Consider the following 20,578-nt stretch of genomic DNA (forward strand, 5'->3'; position numbering starts at 1 on the left):
ATTCGATGTCCGATATTACGATTAAAATTACAGATAGGGAAGGTGTAACACACGAGGTACAGGCACCAACCGATATGGCTATGAATGTCATGGAATTGGTAAAAGCATATGAACTAGCCCCTGAAGGAACCATAGGTATTTGTGGAGGTATGGCTATGTGTGCTTCTTGTCAATGCTACGTAAACTCGGATCATGAATTACCAGAGATGTCTCCAGATGAAGACGCCATGCTGGCTGAAGCATTTTATGTAAAGGATAATAGCCGCTTAGGATGCCAAATTCAGTTAACGGATAATTTGGAAGGTCTTGAAATTGAATTAGCACCAGAGAGTTAAACATCCTTTTTTATAAGGTAATTTTTTAATTTTCGGGGTCCCTCCAGGACCGTCCTGACGATTCGGAGATACCCATCTTCGGTAATATCTGTATACCACTTTATAAGGGTAATATTACCATTTTCTATTTCAAGTCCGGTTATGCTTCTGGGGTGCACACAACTTCCATCATTAAAAAATGGTATCTGTCCCGGTTCGGGAAATCTAGGCCTGTGGGTATGGCCAGCAATGGTTAGCTGGTTATTCTCCTCAACTATCCATCGTTTAATTCGACGCTCGATTTTTATAAGTTCTTTATAGTTTTTAGCTGGGCTTGTAGGGTCAGCGATTCCTATAATTTGAAGAGGTTTCCATAGAATCCTTACCATTAATCTGCTTAATCTCCAAAAGCCAAAGTTCCACCAATCAGCTTGATGTCCATGAATTAAGAATATTTTTTGCTTGGTGACTTCATGCTCCAATACAATACTTTCGTGAAAGTTGATGTTTGGAAGTAATGGAATTTCTGTACCCGTTACAGGGTCGAAATAATGATCATAATTTTTAGCGACTGTGTCTTTGTTTTTGTAAACCATATCATGATTTCCATAAATCATGAATAGCCTGCCTTTTTCATAAAAATTTTTCAAAAGGAGGTAAATATGTTTGTGGGATTTGAAGATAGATTCAAAGCTCAAATTCTCCCACAATTCATCACCATCACCAAGTTCTATATAAGTGAAGTCATTTTTATAATACTGATTAAGTGCGTAGAAATAGATGTTTCTATTGTTGGCAAAGTCGTCGGCATAACTATTATCACCCCTATGGCAGTCGCTGAAAAGAATAAACTTAGACTGATCGTTAAAAGTTATCTTTTTAGCATTACTGAATGCATTAGTTAATCTATGTTTGGTAGCCATACAAGCAATATCAATTGAAAAGCATTTAAAAATAGCACTTTTCAATCTAATTACTGTTTTATACGGTCAATGTTTTTGTTTTGATTTCAGCCAAAATCCCATCCCATAGAAGAATTCTTTTCTCAAGAGCTTCTTTGGCTACAGCAATACATTCCAGATATTTTTCTTCCGTATCGCATAACTCTTCTACCATTTTCATGGCCATTGGTCCGTGCTCATCTCCATCAAGTTCAATATGTCTTTCAAAATAGTATATGAGTTTGCTTAAATCTTTTTCCGGGAAGTTAAGCTCCATATTCTTTAGAATAGAAGTAAACATGTCAGGGATAAGTTCTTCTCGCCCAAAAGTAAATGCAGCAGCAATTTTATGCGGCTTTGCATCTGCTATAATTTCAAATGTAAAATTTAGAAACTGTTTAACACCCTCTGGAAGCGATGATGAAGCAATAGCACTAATAATGTCATTATTTGAAGAAAGGGAAGCCAGAAGGTTTTTAATAGCCACAGTTGATGCACCAAATGATTTCATCGCTTCAATGTACATTTCAAAATGACTTTGCCTGAGGCCTTCTGCATTGATATCAGTTTCTTCGGCAAGAACAATTTCATTAATCAAATAGCGGGTTTGAGGGTTGCCAACAGGAACCCATGGCGATTGAGTACAAGTTAAGCTGTTTTGAAGTGCCTTAAGCAAGCTCATAAAATCCCATACAGCAAAAACATGATGTTGCAAGAAAATGTTTAATTCCTCTGGGGTTTTAATATCTTTGTAAAGTGGATGTTCTAATAAGGAACTTCTTTCTTCTTTGATTGCTTCAAATACCTTTTCAATCATATTTTGAAATTTTTGCAAAAATAACTGAGGTATAATTACACTGCAAGTTTTAGACGAGAAGAACGACCAAACAAACGAATTTTTAGTAAATTTATTATTATTCAAATCGAAAAGGGATGAATTGGAATCATCAAGAGTTGCCGTTTACCATGGAACTTAGTTTTAATAAGCTCATTGAAAAATATGAGGAACAAGCTAAGGGAGAAGATATTTTGCTGGCGGAGCGAGCTCAAAAAGTTCTGGAAGTCCAAAGACCCTACCCTGTGTTGAGGTCCGGATTTATAGATGTATCCCTTTTAGAAAAATACAGAGAACCAATTCAGGTCATTCTTCAGGATTCTTTTGCGCCGGTACTTACCGAAAACGAGATTAAAATTGCAACAATTCCTTTTGATAATGTCGTGTTTAACTCCTCAAAGCGATTTAAAAAAATCATGGAAGAGGCAGGTACTGACTTCAGCTTTGAGATGAGGCATACCCGAGAAGAAGATATGTACATCCTGGCTTGCAGTTTTATATTATCTTATCAATATAATATTGATCTGCAATTTAAGAGTCCCTTATTCTTTGATGTTCCGGATAAAAATGGCATGGTCAAAACATACAGAATCATGTATAATGCTGATTTTATGGAGCTTGTTTCGACAGATAAATCAAAGGACATTTCAGACGAAGATATTGCTGAATTGCTAGATAATTTTGAGAACATTGAACTTTGGAAGCACCATTTCCCGCCAAATAGTTGGCAGGCTAAAGGCTTTATTATTGCCTCCATGTTTGATGTAACCCTCGAAAATTCGATATCCGAACTAAAAACAGGACTTTTATCCCAAAGGGTAGATGGCGATTTTTTTGTAGACCAGTTTGAAAGAATTTTTCAGTCCATATTTAATATTCACGATCTGAGGGTAGGATTTGTGAGATTTGATGAAGAGACCAACCAGTTTGAACGAGATTTCTCCGAAAATATACCAAGTTTTTTATTAAAGGATAATACTTCTAAAGGTTGTAAAACAAGCCTCTGTAAATTCTCATATGAGAAGCTTATCGAAAATCATGAATGTTTTGCCATTTCTGATGTAGATAAGTATTTTAAACGTTCTCCCGACGAATATGAATTTAAGATATTTAAGGAGCAGGGTATTAAAAGTGTGATATTAGCGCCTGTAGTAGACGGGAAGGAGCTGCTGGGAGTACTTGAATTAGTTTCAAAGCGTACCAGGGAGTTAAATAGTATTAATGCCAATAAATTAAAAGATGTAATGCCTTATTTGGTGGCGGCCACTGTTCGCTCCAAAGAAGAATACCATAACAAAATAGAAGCCATTATTCAACATGAGTGTACTTCAATTCACGACAGCGTATATTGGCGATTCGAACAGGAGGCTAAACGATTTCTGAAAGATAATACTTTAGGGAATCAAACAAGTTTTCAGGAGATTGTATTCAATGATGTTTATCCCTTATATGGTCAGATAGATATAAAAGATTCCTCAAAAGCGAGAAATGAATCTATTAGAAAAGACCTCATGATACAACTGTCATTAGTGGAACAGATTTTTAAGCAGGCTTTTGAAATTAACCCATTGCCTATTTACGAAGAGTTATTGTTCAGAATTCAGCCATATCTGACGAACTTAAAATCAACCCTGCATACAGATACCGAGCAGAATATATTAGATTTATTAAATGATGAAGTCCACCCTTTTTTAAGGCATATGGAAGGGAAACAAGGATATTTAGGTGACTTGATATCTAATTATTTCTTTCAGATTGATGAAAAGTCAGGAGCAATATATGACCATCGTAAGAATTATGATATTACGGTTACTAAAATTAATAAGCGGTTGGCATCGATTATAGACAAGCAACAAAAGAACGCACAAGCTATGTATCCTCATTATTTTGAGCGGTACAAAACCGATGGGGTAGAACACAATATGTATATTGGTGAAACCATCACCAGAGAGGATAGCTTTAATGAGTTGTATCTATATAACCTTCGGCTGTGGCAATTACAAGTGATGTGCGAAATGGAAAATGCCCACTATAATTTACTTCCGGAATTGCCGATTCAGTTAGATGTTGCTTCATTATTACTGGTATATAATTCACCTTTGTCAATTCGGTTCCGCATGGACGAAAAGCAGTTTGATGTTGACGGTACTTACAACGCTCGATATGAAATTTTAAAGAAGCGGTTGGATAAGGCTTATATCAAAGGAACCAAAAAGAGATTAACTGAAAAAGGAAAAATAGCCATCGTGTATTCTCAAAAAAAGGATGAAAGAGAATATATGAGATATATAAAGTTTTTACAATCGAAGCAACTGTTATCTCAAAATGTAGAAATAATCGAGCTGGAAGGTCTTCAGGGAGTAAGTGGTCTTAAGGCTATTAAGGTTGAGGTTCTTTACAAAAAGAAGGATAGCGATAAGATATTCTATACCTACGATGATTTAATACAAGAGTTGAAAAATTAAAATCCGGCAGCTTTAAACGAAATACCAAAGGCCAAAACAGAAATGATGATTCCTAACATGAAAATACTATAGGTAATTCTAAGTATTCGATATTTACGTTCCAGCACCTTACCTAAGAAGTATAAATCTTTGCTAAGGCTATCGTAAAGATAATCTTTGTCATTCATTATTTCGTTCATTCCCCATTGGTATTCCTCCAGGTCCATTTTATAAAAGTTTCCAAAAAACAAGAGGTTTGCCTTTCTGTCAATAACATCCTGTTTTGTGAATTCCCCACTGGTTATTTTAGGCCTGGTAGCTATAATTGATAGTACCATAGAGACTACACTAAAGCAAACAAATATTACTGTCGGATAAATTAAATAGGCATTAGACGGATTGTCCAACTTTGGAATCAGGTTGGAAAGAGCCAATGAAATAATGATGGCATTAACGGAAAGTAAAATATTCGCTTTGGTGTCAGCAATGCTACTAAGATTAATGTGATTTCTCATGGCAACCCTGAACATAGTCTCTATTCCACGCTCGGGGACTCCCGATTTATTCTTCTTTTGCTTTTTTTCCAGTGCCTTTAACCTTTCGGCTTCCAGTTTACCTCGTAACTTCCTTAAGCTTTTAATTAGCTTTAGTAGGTTTTTGCTTTTTTGAGGTTGCCAAAATTCTATAGCATGTTGGGTGTGGAATTTGTGGTGTTCTTTAAACATTTTAATGTTCTCCTCCAGCCATTCCTCATCCGAATATTCTTTGAAATTCAACAGACGAAGCTCTTCTCTTAATAAGTCCGATATTTCATCATAATTGGTCGAGGCGAAATGTGAAAAATCTGCATCTGCTATTATTTTTTCAAGCTGAGTGCTGGGTGAAGCATTGAACGCAGTAGCAAGAATACAACTTTTTACTGTTTGTATTTTATCATCAGGATAATTTTCATTTTTAAGAAACTTTTCAGCCATTTCAGCTCCTTCCCTTTCATGATTCTTTCTGGTTTGGATGTAGCCTATGTCATGAAACCAGGCTGCAAGCTCAAGTATTTCAGCATCATTCGTATCAATATGCTCCGCTTCAATAAGCTCATGAACATGTTTGACCACCCTTTGGGTATGATTGTAGTTGTGGTATAAATATCCATGTGGGAGCTCTTGATTTAAGGTATTAAGAACATACTCCTTTGTTTTTTCAAGGATGGTAGCCATTTTAGAGATAAATTTTTATAGACCTAAAGTTACTCTTTTTATTGAAAAAATATTTATCAATTCATAAACATCGTGATTTCGTAAGTCGTCATAAACCAAAGAAACAAGAACCTATGGCCAGGAGAAGGTTGACTAACACTATGAAAATTTCGTTATTTAAAATAATACTACTAGGAAATTATGTTTTATATAATTACTTTATCCTAATTTTGTATGTTCCGTAAATAATTGATTGAACATGAAGCAACGAATTACCTTAAAGGAAATATCAAAGAAGTTAAATGTATCTATTTCTACTGTATCTAAAGCCTTAAGTGATAGCCCCGAAATTAGCGATAAAACAAAAGAGGTAATTAAGGCGTTCGCAAAGGAGCATAACTATAAACCCAATAATATTGCGCTGAGCCTTAAAAATCAGAAGACAAAAAATATTGGGATCATTGTTCCTGAAATAGTTCATCATTTCTTCTCTTCCATTATTAACGGCGTGGAAAGATATGCCACCGAAAAGGGTTATAATGTAGTGGTGTGTTTATCTGATGAATCTTTTGAAAAAGAAGTGATTACCGCACAAATGCTTGCTAACGGGAGTATTGATGGTTTTATCCTGTCCTTAGCTAAGGAAACCCAGGAGAAACAGGACTTTCATCATCTGAATGAAGTCATCAATCAAGGAATGCCAATTGTAATGGTAGACCGGGTAACCGATCATGTAGATAGTGATAAGGTTATTATTGATGATACTCAGGGTGCTTTTAACGCGGTTAATTATTTAATTGAAAAAGGAGCTAAGAATATAGGTTTAATTACAATGCCTGACTATTTAAGTGTGGGGAGATTAAGAACTCAGGGTTATACAGCCGCTCTGGAAAATGCTGGCTTGCCGGTAAATCCAGATCATATACTCAAATTAGAAGCATTGAACGGAGGTCAGGATGAAATAAAGGAATTTATTGAAGCCAATAATTTTGATGCTGTTTTTGGAGTTACAGAATACTTTGCCGTAACGGCCATGAAAGTGGCTCAGAAATTGGGCATGCGTATTCCGGAAGACTTTTCAGTTATAGGATTTACTGATGGTATAATTTCACAATGTGCAAGTCCTACCTTAACGACGGTCAGTCAACACGGTGAAGATATAGGCCGACAAGCAGCAACCATGCTTATCAATAGGTTGGAGAATGAAGACAAGCACATTCCCTATAATACTCATATATTAAAAACTACCTTAATTCACAGGGAGTCCACCAAATAGTTTTATTCGGTCTTAAAACTGTAAATTCCAGAAGAGGATTGATTTCCTTCGATGTCATAGGTTATAACCTGCCAATAGTAAACTTTGCCAGTTACTAAATTAACATTCTCTAAGGTTGAGGCATTGAAATCATTTGCAACACTTTCGGTTTTACCGTCAATGGTGTCCAGGTATATATCATATGATGTAATGTCATTGTCAACGTCGGTACCAACCCATTCTAAGTATGTTGTACCTGATGAAGCTGAAATAGTAGCCCCGGATTTCGGATAAACTATCGCAGCGGGGAAAGGAGCATAATTGGAAGTCCCATTTCCTGCAAGATAAAACTTCCAGGTTTCGCTTTGGGCAGTATCCGTGGTTTTGTCAGATTTTGAGATGACTAACCAAGAGTATGGTTCTCCTTTCATTAAGGTGATGTCGGTTGTAGAAGAAGTAGAAGTATATGTTTTTTCTTCATCAGTATTTAAATTTTTAACGATCAGTTCATATAGGTCCGTATGTACTGAAGGCATCCAGGAAAAAGACACTTTACTTTGGATGTCGTTTATTGATTCTCCACTTACACATACTTCGTTGTTTGCAGGAAATTCTAAGGAAGCTTTTGTTGGCGGATTAATTTGCTCTTCTTCTTCTTCTGAGTCTCCACCACTACTGCACGAAAGTATTAACATTACAATTAAAAAATAAAAAATAGTTCTATGTTGTTTATAGCGAATCATTGCTTGATGATTTTAATGGTTTGACTTAAAGATTTTCCTTTAAGAACTATTAAATAGTGCCCGGGAGCTAATTGTGAAGCTGGTATCTTAATGCTATTATCAGGACTTATTTCCTGAGTTTTCTTATATACTTGCCTACCATCAATTGAATGAATTGAGACATCTGTTTTTGAGTCTTCAGTGGTTAATAAAACAGTAACTTCATCAATAACCGGATTGGGATAATAAGATACCGATGGAGAAACATAAATAAGATCTTCATATACTCCTTGACAATCGATTCCGGTTGTGACAGAAATTCTGTTTTCACCTTCTTTAAGACTTACTGTGAGTTGTTCTTTATCCGTTTCCTGGGTAATTCCATTAACAGTCACCTGATAACGGTCCCCACCGCTTAAGTTCAAGCTAACTAATTTTAACTTGGTATTTACCTGAGATTGAACTGAAAGATCATCTGGTTCTGTTATCACTACAGTAAAACATTGTTCATAGTCCGCTTCGCCATCCACGGTAAAACATAAATAGTAACTACCGGACGCCAGTGCCTCGGCAGACCAGCTAGTGTTAAATGATTCATTCAGAACAAGACCATTGCCAATCAGGGAAACCGAGTAAGGCAAAACCTCTTCTGTGGTTACCTCAATTTTACCATTATTGGCATCTCGACATGTTTCACTGGTCGTCATTATTTTGAAGTTTGTATTTGGTAGGGTGAATATTTCACATCCGTTGATATCAACCGTAGCGCCAAGAGTTGTATTAGGGCAAAGGTCGTCCGTATTTAATACCCCGTCACTATCTTCGTCAGGAGGATTGCTATTCGGAAATAAAGCACTTGGGTTATTCCCGTATATTCTAAATTCACCCGGTGCGAGCGCTATAGGATCTGTGGTATTGCTAACAATATGTTTTGAATTTTCATTGAGGAATTCATACCATACTCCGGCTTCTTGAAATTCCGGGTCGATGTTTTGTGTGGTAACACCAAAATTACCGATTATGGTAACGAAACTAATCGCACCAGCTTCCGTTGAAGAGTTTTTTAAATGTATAGACTTTAAACCGTCATCTCTTCCTGAATCAACCTTAAAATCAAGAGTTTTAAAAATAGGTTCATTTAATTTTAGTTTTATAAGTTTAGACCAGAGATCATAAATAGCTTTTCTTTCGGGATCTTCAAAGTAATCCCAGCGAATAGGTTTATTTCCAACCCTACCATTAAAATCAATCGAATAATCGTATCCCAATTCACCAAATTGCCAGATCATCTTCGGGCCTGGGACTGTAAAGAAGAAAGCCCCTGCCAGTTTTAACCGATCCAAAGCCGTAGATAACTGGGTGATGTTATGGTCTGGTCCTGAATTTCCATATGCTAAATTTTTAAACATGAGCCGCTCTTCATCATGACTTTCCATATAAGACATATTCAGGACTCCCGGAAAATTCTTGACTTTAAATGAAACAGCTGAAAAGTCAGATTTACCGTTTTCATGGTAGCCCATGGTGGCTTCATTGTATTCTGGGTTTAGTTTGTTCCAAAGCATAATTCCTTTACCCTCATCAAAACGATAATTGGCCCATTCTTCTTCCTCCTCAGCTGAGGTACCTATACCAAGATGTTCAAAGATGATATAAAAATCAGGATCGATCTCCCATTGGAAATCTGCGTACAATTTTAAAACATCAACCCTGTCTTGATTATATGAATTAGTACAGTTCTCGTCATTTGTACAGTTTTGGGTAAATCCTTTCGTTAAATCCCATCTGAATCCATCAACCTTATATTCTTCAATCCAATATTTTGTTGTTCTTTCAACATATCTTCTTGTAGCATCAGTCTGATGGTTAAAATCGTTAAAAAATGCGTAGGCATGAGTTGCTTCCTGATTGAAAAAGGGATTTTCTGCGGAGGCATTTCCTTCTAGGCCCCCATTACTATCGTTCCAGAGTCTGAAGTATGGGTTTTGCCCTGTGGCATGATTGTATACCACATCGATAATAACTGCCATGCCTCTTGTATGGCATTCGTCGATAAATTGTTTAAATGCTGTCGGAGTGCCATAGTATTTATCTAACGCCATGTGAAAAGAAGGATTGTAACCCCAACTTTCATTACCGTCAAATTCGTTTACAGGCATTAATTCGATCGCATTTATTCCTAATTTTTGCAGATAATCTAATCGATCTTTAACAGCATCAAAACTATGAAGTTCATCAAAATCTCTTAAGTGAAGTTCGTAGACCATGAGGTCCGTTTTTGCCGGCTTTTGAAAATTAGTAGATTGCCAGTTGTATACCGGATCTCCTGTTCGCAATAGCGTAACAGCTTCAGTGGTTGCTCCTGTTGGATATGCGGGAAGATTAGGATAAGTAATATCGTTGATAAAGGGATCGTTGTATTCATCCAGTATGATGGTAGAATAAGGATCGGCAATATTAATTTCATATTCAACTAAATATTGATACAAATGGTTAAATTGAGGGGTGAGTCCTGTGAGTTCAATCCAAAATAAATCCTTTGAGCTGTCTTTTTTCATTAAATAAGAATTGTCCACTTGCCAATCATTGAAATCGCCTATTACGTGAACAAATTCTTTCATTGGAGCATATAATACAAGGGTAGCCTTAGTAGGGTCATTGGGATCTATATTGATACCTTCCAGCATTCCTACAGGAATTGACTCTTCAATAACGCCGGGGTTTACAAATGCTTCAAATGTTAAGCTTTTGGTTTCCCCATTACTGACAGCTTCCAGGGTAAAACTTGTATTTTCGTTTACCATATAATTGTAGGTGTATGAAGTAGACGCCGTTGAACTTGTGTTGATCAGGGACTCATTGGCTAATAGACTATAAAAAGCATCGGTCGAGGTGTTAGCTGAAATACTAATTGAGGCTCCCGAATTTAAAATTACCGGATCTTTTGTAGGATTGATGAGGTTCAATTGAAAAGAACCTACATCAAAGAGGAAGTCTTTACAGTCAGTAGCTTTAAATTCCTGCGAGCCATCTTCATTTCTGAAAACCATTCCCATTTTAGTGGCGTTAGCAGCTTGTTCGGAAGTAAGGTCAAAATAAGTGTTGGGTGTAATGGTGATACTCCAGGTGCCGTCTCCGTTAGCCGTCATTAGCCCAATACCGTCATCTTGTCCCCAATTTCCAATCACATTGTATGCCCAGGGATTTGATTCGGTTCCAATCCCCGAATGCATATATACTTTTGAAGGATTATTAAAACCATTACAGTTGGTGGTGGTTGCATTAATATTGATAGTTATGGTTATGGAATCATCTGTGCTGAATTGCTGTGGCGATATGGTAACCTGGCAAAAGGATAAAGAGGAAATGAAGAATATAAATGAAAGTAAAAAAGACCTCATAATGGATGGTTTTTAAGATAAAAAGGGCTGATTTGTAAAAAAAACAGCCCTTTTTTGTGGAAACAGGTAATTTAGTTAGCTGTTAGCGTATACGTAAGATTTTCGATGTCTAAAGTAATTGTATAACTCCCTGCATCAACGGCAATATTATCCCCTCCTTCATCAAGAATACCATCGACGCCAGTGTCTCCATAGTTCAATGCCCAGTCGTCATTAGCTCTGAATTTGATTTCCCCGGCTGTTAGGTCGACATTCAGCTTCCAGGTGTCATCGGCGAAATCATAGGTCATATCGGTATCGGAATCCCATCCTCCCGGAGTGGCGCTACCTATTACACCCCATAGATCTATTGGTTCAATTGAATATTCCAAGGTGTTGAAGTTCACAGTAACAAAATAGTTTCCTGCTTCAACAACAATATTGTCTCCACCATTATCCAGGGTCCCGTCAACTCCGGTATCTCCATAGTTTAAGGCCCAATCATTATTTTGACGAAATTTCATTTCACCTTCCGCCAGGGTCACTATTGATTTCCAGGTATCTGTATAAGGGTCGTAAGTTAAAGCTAAGTCTGGTCCATCCCAACCATTTGGAGTTGCAGAACCTACTAGGCCCCAGGTATATTCCTCGATGGTATAAGTAAGGTCGTTCAGATTCAGTTCGATCTTATAAGTTCCCGCGTTCACCGCTATATTGGTTCCGCCTTCATCGAGTGTTCCATCGGCACCATCATCTCCATAGTTAAGTGTCCAATCGTTGTTTTCTCTGAATTTAATTTCACCATCAATTAGTGCTACGTAGGCTACTAATACTCCATCAGTACCTGTCTTATAGAAAGGGAGATCAGGTGTGGCTCCCCAGTCATTTGCTGCAGAACCAACAATACCCCATGTTGTTGAAGGATCAATTTTTTCAGAATAAGGGACAACGCTGATGCTCTGTGTTCCAGAAAAAAGACTTTCGATATCACTCATTTTAATTTCTATACGAACGTCCATTTGAGCAGTTTCTTCTGGAATAAGCCCAAGGCCCAAAGCAATATTGTTAAGTGCTTCGTTCGTAAAGACACTTTGGAGGTCATCTCCTGCAGCTACTTTTTTTGCTTCACTAAAGTCGCCTCCACTTACATCAAACAGAACGTTATATTGAGCGACCGCATCGTATCCAAATGCTGGCTCTGTCCAGGAAACCGTAAGCACTTCCTGATCTTTGTCTTCTTTTGAAAGCATCACGTTCGAACTGGATACCGAAACTTGAGTATTGGCCTCTGGGTTGAGGGTTACTTCATAATCATCATTGTCACAGCTAAACATTAAAGCTGAAAGTGAGATCATGAAAAATAATTTATGATAAAACTTTTTCATTGTTATTCATTTTAATGATTAGTAACCTTTATTCTGGGTTAAATTAGGGTTGGTGACAATAATATTATTTGGCAGCGGAAATAAATTTTTAAAGTCCTCTACACTGATACCATCCCTTGAGTTACCTTTAAATGGCCATAGATAATCGGCAGTCGTGAATTGTCCATAGCGAATAAGGTCTGTTCTTCTCTGACCTTCCCAGTATAATTCTCGAGATCTTTCATCAAGAACAAAGGCTGGTGTTAGGCTGCCCGCTGATATATTTCCTGAAGTATTTCCATAGGCTCTTTCTCTTAATGCATTGATATAGCTAACCGCCAGATTGAGGTCACCACCATTCGCGCCTTTTGCAGTAGCTTCAGCATAGTTTAAATAGATCTCAGCTAATCTGATAATAGGGAGATCTGTGTCCACAAAATCGCCGCCGGCATCACTTCCCTGGTTTCCTTCAGAATCGATATTTTTAAATTTGGTAACCGCATAGCCATCTTCAAAGGTGTTTGCGATAGTCTCAATTTCATAATTTTGCCCGTCAGTATAAAACATTGCTCTGCTGTCAGCCCAGTCTGTTGGATGTCCATCACCATCCGTAGCGGTAATGGCATTATCAAATTTACTGACTAAAGCTTTTGTGGTTCTTAATCCTGCCCAGCCACCATTTACACCAAAATTAGAAGCCGCCATAGTTCCTCCAATAGAAGCGTGAACTAAAAACGTGGTGCCTCCATAAGTTTTGGATTGTAAGCCATCAAAATTCAAGGCAAAGATGAATTCATTTTGTGCACCATTGGTATCATTGTCAGCAAGGAACAGTTCATCATATGCAGAACCATTTCCATTGGCATCATTAGTGTTTATTTGATAGGTAGAATTAATAACATTTGTTGAATAGACAATACAATCATCTAATCGATTCTCTCCTGTCCATACCTCAGCATTTAAATATAACCTTGAAAGTAAAGCCCAGGCAGCAACCTTATCAACACGCCCATATTCATTGCTTCCACTTTCTTTGAGAAGGTCTTGGATCTCCAATAACTCATTCTCAATGAAGGAAAATATTTCGGCTCTATTACTCTGTTCGGGTAATTCAGTCGAAACTATTGTTGTAAGAGGCACATTTGCGTACATGTCAATTAAATTGTAATAGGCAAATGCTCTCAAAAAACGAGCTTCTGCAATAAAAGACAGTACTTCACTATCGTTACTTAAGGCTTCTGCATTGGCAATAAATGAATTGCAGAATGAAACTTCCTGAGCTAATCTATAATACATTGCTTCGGTAAAGTCATTACTAGCAGACCAACTCATACCATGTAAGTTAGGAAGCCCCGGGTCACCCCAACCAACAACAGCATGGTCAGTGGTAAGTTCATTCAGGTTGTACAACATTCTTGAATATTGCGAAAAACCTTCATCTACACCATCAATATCTGCATCACCGGCAGGACCTTGCTGACCGGTTAATGCTAAACTGGCATATAACTTTGTTAATGCTCCTTTGGCTTCATCTGCGGTAGAAAAAACATCTTCTTCTGTAAAGCTATCAGGATCGATGGGAAATTGATCGAGTTCATTGTGACATGAAACCAATACTAAATTGGCTAAGATCAATGCTGAAAATATTTTATATATAAATTTCATTTTGAATAGCTTTTTTTATTAAAAATCAAGGTTAACTCCAAACACAAACGATCTTGGTCTAGGGTAGAAATTGTTGTCAATTCCTCCAGATATCTCAGGATCTATTCCATTGTAGTCTGATACGGTAAGAATGTTTTGAGCTGAACCATAAAGTCTGATACTTGCATTAGGCAATGCATTTTTTAATGTATACCCTAATGTGATATTGTCAACTTTAAAGAATGAAGCATCCTTAACATAGTGATCACTTTGAAGATTCGTTTCTGTAATGGTACTGAATCCAGTCGCTAAATAGTCAGCATGCAAATTCGTTAAAATATTGTTCTCGGTTAATCTTGCCAAATAACTAGTGCTGGAAGCTACGTTGTCATACATGTAGTTGCCAAAATTAGCACGTGTTATGATCGCTAAATCCCAATCTTTATAGGTTAAATTAGTGTTCAATCCCATGAAGATGTCGGCATAAGGATCTTTGTAAATGTACCGGTCATTATCATTGATAATTCCATCATCATTTCTGTCTACATATACACCTTCTAAAGGTTTTCCGGCATCATCGTATACTTGTTCGTAAACTAAAAAGCTAAAAGGAGCTTCCCCTTCAATATGTGTTTGGATGGTATTACCTACACCTCCCGAAATGCCACCTACAAATTGTTGATCTGGTAAATTCGTAATTTCATTATCATTTACGGCAATGTTGTAACTGATAGTCCATTTGAAATGATCGTTTCTTATGGCGTTCCAGTTTAACGCAACTTCAAATCCTTTGTTTTCCATATCACCAATGTTAGCTGGAATAATATTTCCGAAATTCGTGAAAGGATCGATAGTTGTATTACTAATTAAGTCCTGTGTTTCTTTTATGTAAGCATTGATTGAACCATAAATTCTTCTTTGGAAAAGAGAGAAATCGATTCCGGCATTAAACGTTTTTCCAACCTCCCAACGCAGATTTTCATTAATCGGTTCAGGACGATAAGTTTGATAAAAAGTGGAACCAAATTGATAATTTGCAGTAGATTGACTTCCTGTATATCTTGTTAAGAAGTTATAATCTCCTAATCCATTAACATTACCTACTTCTCCGTACCCGATTCGTAGTTTTAATTCATCAACGACCTTACTCGCCATCAAAAAGTCTTCATTCTGAATATTCCACGCCAGTGCCACAGATGGGAAATACCCCCAACGATCGTCAGGGTTTAACTTAGATGATGCGTCTGCTCTTAATGTGGCGGTTAATAAATATTTATCCTGAAAACCATAGTTAAAACGACCGAAGTATGAGAGTAGTACATTTTTTGATCTTCCAATCTGGATGAAATCTGGATTTCCATCTTCTTCAAGCTCACTGTTATAATTATCATCGTCATATCTGAAGTCCTGATAAGAATATCCCGTAACAAAATTGAAGCTATGGTCGTTAACTTCTTTTTGATAGGTCAGATAGGCATCAAATAAACGATTTCGGGAATTATTTGAATATCTGAACAACGATCCGTTCCAGTCCTCTTGAGAAGAAGGCATGTTTTCAGAAACAACAGTTCTTCCGTTGCTGTTAGAAATATCGTACCCCATGTTAACAGTAGCCGTAAGATCAGGGAAAAAGTGTAGTTTATAGTCGACTTTGGCATTACCAATAAAACGTCTCACCTCGGCATTATCATCCTGAAGTTTCAATAAAGCTACCGGGTTGGTAGGCGCTAGATTATTTTGAATAACGTCACCAGTTTCTGAATCTGTTACGTACCAGCCACTGTAATTATTAAATTTATCCGGCGCATTTTGATCGAATACAGGTTTCGTAGGATCAAAGGCAATAGATGAACCTATAGCTCCCCTGTTAGCGAAAGTGTTTTCGGTATACATCCCTCGTGCATTTAACTCTATTTTTAAATGGTCATCAAAAAGGCTGGGAGTTAAGTTCAGTGAAGCCGTTGTACGATTAAAATTATCAGACTTTAATATACCATCGTGGTCTGAATACCCCAGAGAAGCTCTCATTGGTACTCCAAAGGCATTTCCCAGAGCACTGAATGAATGTTCAAAACCAACTGCATTGGTATAGATCTGATCTTGCCAATCGGTAGCGGAATTACTCATTCTTGCAATCGCATCATCACTTCCGGTTTCAGTGACTAAATTTCTGAATTCAGAAGGGCTTAATACATTAATGTCGTCTATAGGTGAATAAACCACCGTAGATCCTGAATAGTTGAATTTAAATTCTCCATCCTTACCTTTTTTAGTAGTAATCATAATGACACCATTAGCTGCTCTGGAACCATATATTGAAGTAGCTGAGGCATCCTTTAAGACAACCATACTTTCAATATCGTTAGGATTAATAAGGTTCAGCGGATTTCGTGATCCTCCCACGCCACCATTATCCAAAGGAATTCCATCAACCACAATCAGCGGACTGTTCGAAAGTGTTAATGATCCAAGTCCCCGGATAACAATATTTTGTCCCTCTCCCGGTGCACCACTCCCGGAGGTTACTGAAACCCCTGCAACTTTACCAGAGATTAACTGTTGTGCCGATGTAACCGGACCTTGATTGAAATCTTTCGAGGTAACCATGTCTACAGCCCCGGTGGCATCTTCTTTTTTAACGGTACCGTATCCAATTACAACCACCTCGTCAAGTTGTTGGGTGTCTTCTTGTAAGGCTACATTTAAGGTCTCCTCCGTAACTGGTTTTTCAATCGTTTGAAATCCTATATATGAAAATTGAAGAATACTTCCATTTTCAGCCTCTATTTCATAATTACCGTCAAAATCTGTTGTAGTTCCGGTGGTGGTTCCTTTCACAATTACATTTACCCCAGGCAAAGGAAGTCCAGAAGAGGCTTCTGTAACCACACCTCTTACAGTCTGTTGCGCAAACGCTCCCAGGGGAATGGTGAGCAACATAAGTAAGACATATTTTTGAAATGTTCTCATAGATAATTTAAGATAGTTTGTTAGACTTTGTTTGGTTATATTTTTACTTCTCGATGTTAAATCTATGTAAAAAAACAGTCAAGAAATCCCGGGGTGCCCCAAATACCCTTACGAAAACGTTAGAGTGTTAAAAACTTTTCTCCAAATGAGGATCTAATAATTAATAAGATACAAAATTATGAGAATGATAAATCTAGGGCGCTTGTATGAAGAAATTCGTATTCTCACTGCGGTTCTGTGTCTCTTTTAGGTGTCTCATTCAAATGTTATTTATATTGTATATTTGAATGTAAATGTGCCTAAACGACATGAAGAAAAAAGTGACATTAAAGCAAATAGCTAAAGAATTAGATGTTTCTGTATCAACAGTTTCGAAGGCTTTAAAAGATAGTCCGGAAATTGGTCAGGAAACTATTGATAAAGTAAAAGCTTTTGCCAAGCTTTATAATTATAAGCCGAATAATATTGCGGTGAGTCTTCAAAATAGAAAAACTAAAAATATCGCGGTAATCATTCCTGAGATTGTGCATCACTTTTTTACAAAGGTTATTAGTGGCATCGAAAAACATGCAAATGAAAGAGGGTATAATGTAATTGTGTGTTTGTCAAATGAAGACTTTGAAAAAGAAGTGATCAACATGGAAACCCTTGCCAATGGAAGTATAGATGGGTTTATTATTTCCTTATCTAAAGGCACGCAAAGAAAAAAGGACTATCATCATCTGCGTGAAGTGATTAATCAGGGAATGCCACTGGTAATGTTTGATAGGGTAACCGATGAGATTTATTGCGATAAAGTAGTGGTTGACGATGGACGCGGTGCATACAACGCAGTGAGGCATATGGTGAGGTCCGGATGTAAGCGGATTGCTTTGGTTACAACCGAAGAATATTTAAGTGTAGGTAATTACAGAACCTTAGGTTATAAAAATGCTTTGGAGGATGCTGGGATCCCAATCGATGAAAAACTGATTGTGAGGATAGATGATATCAATTGTGAGAAACAGATATTTGAATTGTTTAGAACACAGCTTTTCGACGGTTTACTGTGTGTAAATGAATATTTTGCAGTAGCAGCTTTACGTGAAGCTCGTAAAAGAAATATTGATGTTCCCAGACAATTATCAATAGTAGCTTTTTCTGATGGAATTTTGGCGCAAAACTCTTTCCCGAGATTAACAACCGTTAACCAGCACGGGTTTGAAATAGGGGAAACCTCGGCTAAACTACTAATAGACAAGCTGGAAGAAGTAGAGGATGATTCTCATTATAGAACAGAAGTGATCAAGACCTCATTGATTGAAAGAGAGTCGACAAATCCAGTTTAAATTTTTTAAAAAAAGAAGCTAAGTTTCAAAAAAACACTATATTAGCAGCTGTCAAAACTTATATTTTTACTTCTCACCTAAATAAAGTTTTGATAAGTCATAGCGCTTATCGTATTAGTAATCAGTAAATTACGATAATGGAAAAGCGTAGGTTAAGTTTCTGGGAAATCTGGAATATGAGTTTCGGGTTCTTGGGAATTCAAATGGGTTTTGCACTTCAAAATGCCAATGCCAGTAGAATTTTACAAATTTTTGGAGCAGATGTTCATGAGCTATCTTGGTTCTGGGTTGTCGCCCCGTTAACAGGGTTGATCGTACAACCAATAATAGGTCATTATAGTGATCGAACCTGGACAAAACTTGGGCGTAGAAGACCCTATTTTCTGGTTGGAGCTGTCTTGGCATCCCTCGGTTTGGTGTTGATGCCTAATGCTGATTTGTTTACGGCCTTCCTTCCCGCTTTATGGGTGGGGGCCGGAATGCTAATGATTATGGATGCTTCTTTTAATATCGCCATGGAGCCTTTTAGAGCATTAGTGGCAGATAACCTTCCTTCAGATCAGAGAACCCTCGGTTTTAGTATTCAAACAGTATTAATAGGTTTAGGTGCTGTGATAGGCTCATGGTTGCCATATGCTTTAACTAATTGGGTAGGGATTTCGAATCAGGCAGAAGTAGGCAAAGTTCCATTAAACCTTCTTATATCGTTTGTGGTAGGAGCAATTGTATTAACTGTAAGTATTTTGGTGACCGTTTTTACCACCAAAGAATACACTCCTGAAGAATTGGCATCTTTCGATGATGATGCAGAAGATTACTCAGATCAGGAAGCCAGCTTGCTGGATATTTTTACAGACTTCAAAAAAATGCCGCTAACCATGAAACAATTGTCCTGGGTACAGTTCTTTTCTTGGTTCGGTTTGTTTGGTATGTGGGTGTTTAGTACCCCGGCCATAGCACATCATGTTTATGGCTTAAGCCTCGACGACAATAGTAGTGTTACGTACCAAAATGCCGGAGATTGGGTAGGAGTCTTGTTTGGTGTATACAATGCCGTATCTGCAGTTTTTGCCTTTTTCTTACCAGCAATAGCTTTGAAGTTGGGTAGAAAACGAACACATGCCATTTCCCTTGTTATTGGAGGTTTAGGTTTGATTTCCGTTTATTTTGCGCCTAATGAGAATTGGTTGTTACTTTCCATGATGGCCATTGGTGTCGCCTGGGCTAGTATTCTGGCCATGCCTTATGCGATTCTGGCGGGATCAATTCCACCGAGGAAGATGGGCGTTTATATGGGAATCTTCAATTTCTTTATCGTAATACCTCAGATTATTAATGCAATTATAGGCGGACCTGTAGTAAAATATTTCTACGGTGGCGACCCTATCTATGCAATTATTACCAGCGGTGTGTCTTTCTTAATTGCCGCCATATTGGTAATACGTGTAGAAGATGTAGATGATGTGGTGAAAGCCTAGGCATCTATTACATAATTTCAAAAAGTAATCCAGAATTTAAGTCTGTACATAGAAAAGAATAATGAAAAATAAAGGATACATATTCGATTTAGATGGTGTTATTGTCGATACAGCTCGTTTTCATTTTTTAGCCTGGAAACGAACCGCCGATGAACTGGCTTTTGAGCTTACACCCGAATTGAACGAAAAGTTAAAAGGAGTAAGCAGAGTAGATTCTTTAAATAAGATATTGAACTGGGCTGGTAAATCTATTCCCCAGGATGAATTCGAAAGACTTGCAAAGGAAAAGAACGAATATTATTTATCATTCGTTGAGCAAATGACATCAGCCGATATATTGCCTGGAATTGTTGAGTATATAGAGCTTTTAAAAGCAAATGATTGTCCGGTAGCTCTTGGTTCAGCAAGTAAAAATGCTCCTGAGATATTAAAGAAAGTCGGGCTGTTCAAAGAATTCGATGTCATCGTCGATGGCAATAGTGTTACTAAAGCTAAACCAGACCCTGAAGTGTTTCTGGTGGCTGCAGAAGAATTAGGTGTTAAAAAAACAAACTGCGTAGTTTTTGAAGATTCCGAAGCAGGAATTGAAGCCGCTAATTCAGCAGGTATGATATCCGTTGGATTGGGGGATCCGGAGGTACTTAAAGATGCGAAGTACGTTTTTGCAGACTTTACCAAAATACAAGACAATCTATTTTAAAATTTCAACA

Annotated in this window: 14 protein-coding genes; 6 read left to right on the top strand and 8 right to left on the bottom strand. The window is 37.4% G+C overall.

The window, feature by feature from the left end:
• The first annotated feature begins 5 nt into the window (after positions 1 to 5).
• Positions 6 to 335, top strand: coding sequence for a 2Fe-2S iron-sulfur cluster-binding protein (locus P278_RS15600; RefSeq protein WP_038268856.1), 330 nt, complete (start codon positions 6 to 8; stop codon positions 333 to 335).
• Here the strand turns inward: P278_RS15600 and P278_RS15605 are convergent.
• Together P278_RS15605 and P278_RS15610 are read right to left on the bottom strand one after the other, a co-directional pair.
• The gene (locus P278_RS15605; protein ID WP_038268857.1) at positions 332 to 1,237 is read right to left on the bottom strand and encodes a metallophosphoesterase; all 906 of its coding nucleotides are present in this window, start codon (positions 1,235 to 1,237) and stop codon (positions 332 to 334) included. The two genes, P278_RS15600 and P278_RS15605, sit on opposite strands and share 4 nt — an antisense overlap.
• Before the next feature lie 58 nt (positions 1,238 to 1,295).
• Positions 1,296 to 2,072 (bottom strand): DUF3050 domain-containing protein, encoded by a 777-nt coding sequence (locus P278_RS15610; protein WP_038268858.1) that lies wholly within the window; start codon positions 2,070 to 2,072, stop codon positions 1,296 to 1,298.
• A gap of 116 nt (positions 2,073 to 2,188) precedes the next feature.
• Between P278_RS15610 and P278_RS15615 the strand changes: the two genes are divergently transcribed.
• Positions 2,189 to 4,555 (top strand): GAF domain-containing protein, encoded by a 2,367-nt coding sequence (locus tag P278_RS15615; protein ID WP_038268859.1) that lies wholly within the window; start codon positions 2,189 to 2,191, stop codon positions 4,553 to 4,555.
• Here the strand turns inward: P278_RS15615 and P278_RS15620 are convergent.
• Complete coding sequence (locus P278_RS15620; protein WP_038268860.1) at positions 4,552 to 5,748, bottom strand: Pycsar system effector family protein; 1,197 nt, start codon at positions 5,746 to 5,748, stop codon at positions 4,552 to 4,554. The two genes, P278_RS15615 and P278_RS15620, sit on opposite strands and share 4 nt — an antisense overlap.
• Positions 5,749 to 5,986: 238 nt before the next feature.
• Between P278_RS15620 and P278_RS15625 the strand changes: the two genes are divergently transcribed.
• Positions 5,987 to 7,003: a LacI family DNA-binding transcriptional regulator gene (locus P278_RS15625; RefSeq protein ID WP_038268861.1), complete on the top strand. Its 1,017-nt coding sequence runs from the start codon at positions 5,987 to 5,989 to the stop codon at positions 7,001 to 7,003.
• 2 nt (positions 7,004 to 7,005) lie between these two features.
• Here the strand turns inward: P278_RS15625 and P278_RS15630 are convergent, their stop codons facing one another.
• The 5 genes from P278_RS15630 to P278_RS15650 form a co-directional block, all read right to left on the bottom strand.
• Positions 7,006 to 7,725 (bottom strand): hypothetical protein, encoded by a 720-nt coding sequence (locus tag P278_RS15630; RefSeq protein ID WP_051413624.1) that lies wholly within the window; start codon positions 7,723 to 7,725, stop codon positions 7,006 to 7,008.
• Positions 7,722 to 11,105 (bottom strand): DUF4961 domain-containing protein, encoded by a 3,384-nt coding sequence (locus P278_RS15635; RefSeq protein ID WP_038268862.1) that lies wholly within the window; start codon positions 11,103 to 11,105, stop codon positions 7,722 to 7,724. Before P278_RS15635 ends, P278_RS15630 begins: the two co-directional genes overlap by 4 nt.
• 71 nt (positions 11,106 to 11,176) lie before the next feature.
• Positions 11,177 to 12,469 carry a SusE domain-containing protein gene (locus tag P278_RS15640; RefSeq protein ID WP_038268863.1) on the bottom strand — a complete coding sequence of 431 codons (1,293 nt, stop codon included), beginning with the start codon at positions 12,467 to 12,469 and terminating at the stop codon, positions 11,177 to 11,179.
• Between the two features lie 18 nt (positions 12,470 to 12,487).
• Positions 12,488 to 14,113, bottom strand: coding sequence for a RagB/SusD family nutrient uptake outer membrane protein (locus tag P278_RS15645; protein WP_038268865.1), 1,626 nt, complete (start codon positions 14,111 to 14,113; stop codon positions 12,488 to 12,490).
• An 18-nt stretch (positions 14,114 to 14,131) separates the two neighbouring features.
• The gene (locus tag P278_RS15650) at positions 14,132 to 17,062 is read right to left on the bottom strand and encodes a SusC/RagA family TonB-linked outer membrane protein (protein WP_038268866.1); all 2,931 of its coding nucleotides are present in this window, start codon (positions 17,060 to 17,062) and stop codon (positions 14,132 to 14,134) included.
• 308 nt (positions 17,063 to 17,370) lie between these two features.
• Here P278_RS15650 and P278_RS15655 point away from each other — a divergent pair, with 308 nt between their 5' ends.
• From P278_RS15655 to pgmB, 3 genes are all read left to right on the top strand, one after another.
• A complete protein-coding gene (locus P278_RS15655; RefSeq protein WP_038268867.1) occupies positions 17,371 to 18,390 on the top strand; it encodes a LacI family DNA-binding transcriptional regulator in 1,020 nt (339 codons plus the stop codon).
• Positions 18,391 to 18,527: 137 nt separating this feature from the next.
• Positions 18,528 to 19,868 (top strand): MFS transporter, encoded by a 1,341-nt coding sequence (locus P278_RS15660; RefSeq protein ID WP_038268869.1) that lies wholly within the window; start codon positions 18,528 to 18,530, stop codon positions 19,866 to 19,868.
• Between the two features lie 61 nt (positions 19,869 to 19,929).
• Positions 19,930 to 20,568, top strand: coding sequence for a beta-phosphoglucomutase (gene pgmB, locus P278_RS15665; protein WP_038268871.1), 639 nt, complete (start codon positions 19,930 to 19,932; stop codon positions 20,566 to 20,568).
• The last annotated feature ends 10 nt before the right edge of the window (positions 20,569 to 20,578 follow it).

Source organism: Zhouia amylolytica AD3 (assembly GCF_000511935.2).
In the GTDB taxonomy this organism is placed as follows: domain Bacteria; phylum Bacteroidota; class Bacteroidia; order Flavobacteriales; family Flavobacteriaceae; genus Zhouia; species Zhouia amylolytica.

Excerpts from the sequence above, each read along its gene's own strand:
- P278_RS15635 (WP_038268862.1), bottom strand. The coding sequence starts at position 11,105 with ATGAGGTCTTTTTTACTTTCATTTATATTCTTCATTTCCTCTTTATCC.
- P278_RS15630 (WP_051413624.1), bottom strand. The coding sequence starts at position 7,725 with ATGATTCGCTATAAACAACATAGAACTATTTTTTATTTTTTAATTGTA.
- P278_RS15600 (WP_038268856.1), top strand. The coding sequence starts at position 6 with ATGTCCGATATTACGATTAAAATTACAGATAGGGAAGGTGTAACACAC.
- P278_RS15625 (WP_038268861.1), top strand. The coding sequence starts at position 5,987 with ATGAAGCAACGAATTACCTTAAAGGAAATATCAAAGAAGTTAAATGTA.
- P278_RS15650 (WP_038268866.1), bottom strand. The coding sequence starts at position 17,062 with ATGAGAACATTTCAAAAATATGTCTTACTTATGTTGCTCACCATTCCC.
- P278_RS15640 (WP_038268863.1), bottom strand. The coding sequence starts at position 12,469 with ATGAAAAAGTTTTATCATAAATTATTTTTCATGATCTCACTTTCAGCT.
- P278_RS15660 (WP_038268869.1), top strand. The coding sequence starts at position 18,528 with ATGGAAAAGCGTAGGTTAAGTTTCTGGGAAATCTGGAATATGAGTTTC.
- P278_RS15645 (WP_038268865.1), bottom strand. The coding sequence starts at position 14,113 with ATGAAATTTATATATAAAATATTTTCAGCATTGATCTTAGCCAATTTA.
- pgmB (WP_038268871.1), top strand. The coding sequence starts at position 19,930 with ATGAAAAATAAAGGATACATATTCGATTTAGATGGTGTTATTGTCGAT.
- P278_RS15605 (WP_038268857.1), bottom strand. The coding sequence starts at position 1,237 with ATGGCTACCAAACATAGATTAACTAATGCATTCAGTAATGCTAAAAAG.
- P278_RS15610 (WP_038268858.1), bottom strand. The coding sequence starts at position 2,072 with ATGATTGAAAAGGTATTTGAAGCAATCAAAGAAGAAAGAAGTTCCTTA.
- P278_RS15615 (WP_038268859.1), top strand. The coding sequence starts at position 2,189 with ATGAATTGGAATCATCAAGAGTTGCCGTTTACCATGGAACTTAGTTTT.
- P278_RS15620 (WP_038268860.1), bottom strand. The coding sequence starts at position 5,748 with ATGGCTACCATCCTTGAAAAAACAAAGGAGTATGTTCTTAATACCTTA.
- P278_RS15655 (WP_038268867.1), top strand. The coding sequence starts at position 17,371 with ATGAAGAAAAAAGTGACATTAAAGCAAATAGCTAAAGAATTAGATGTT.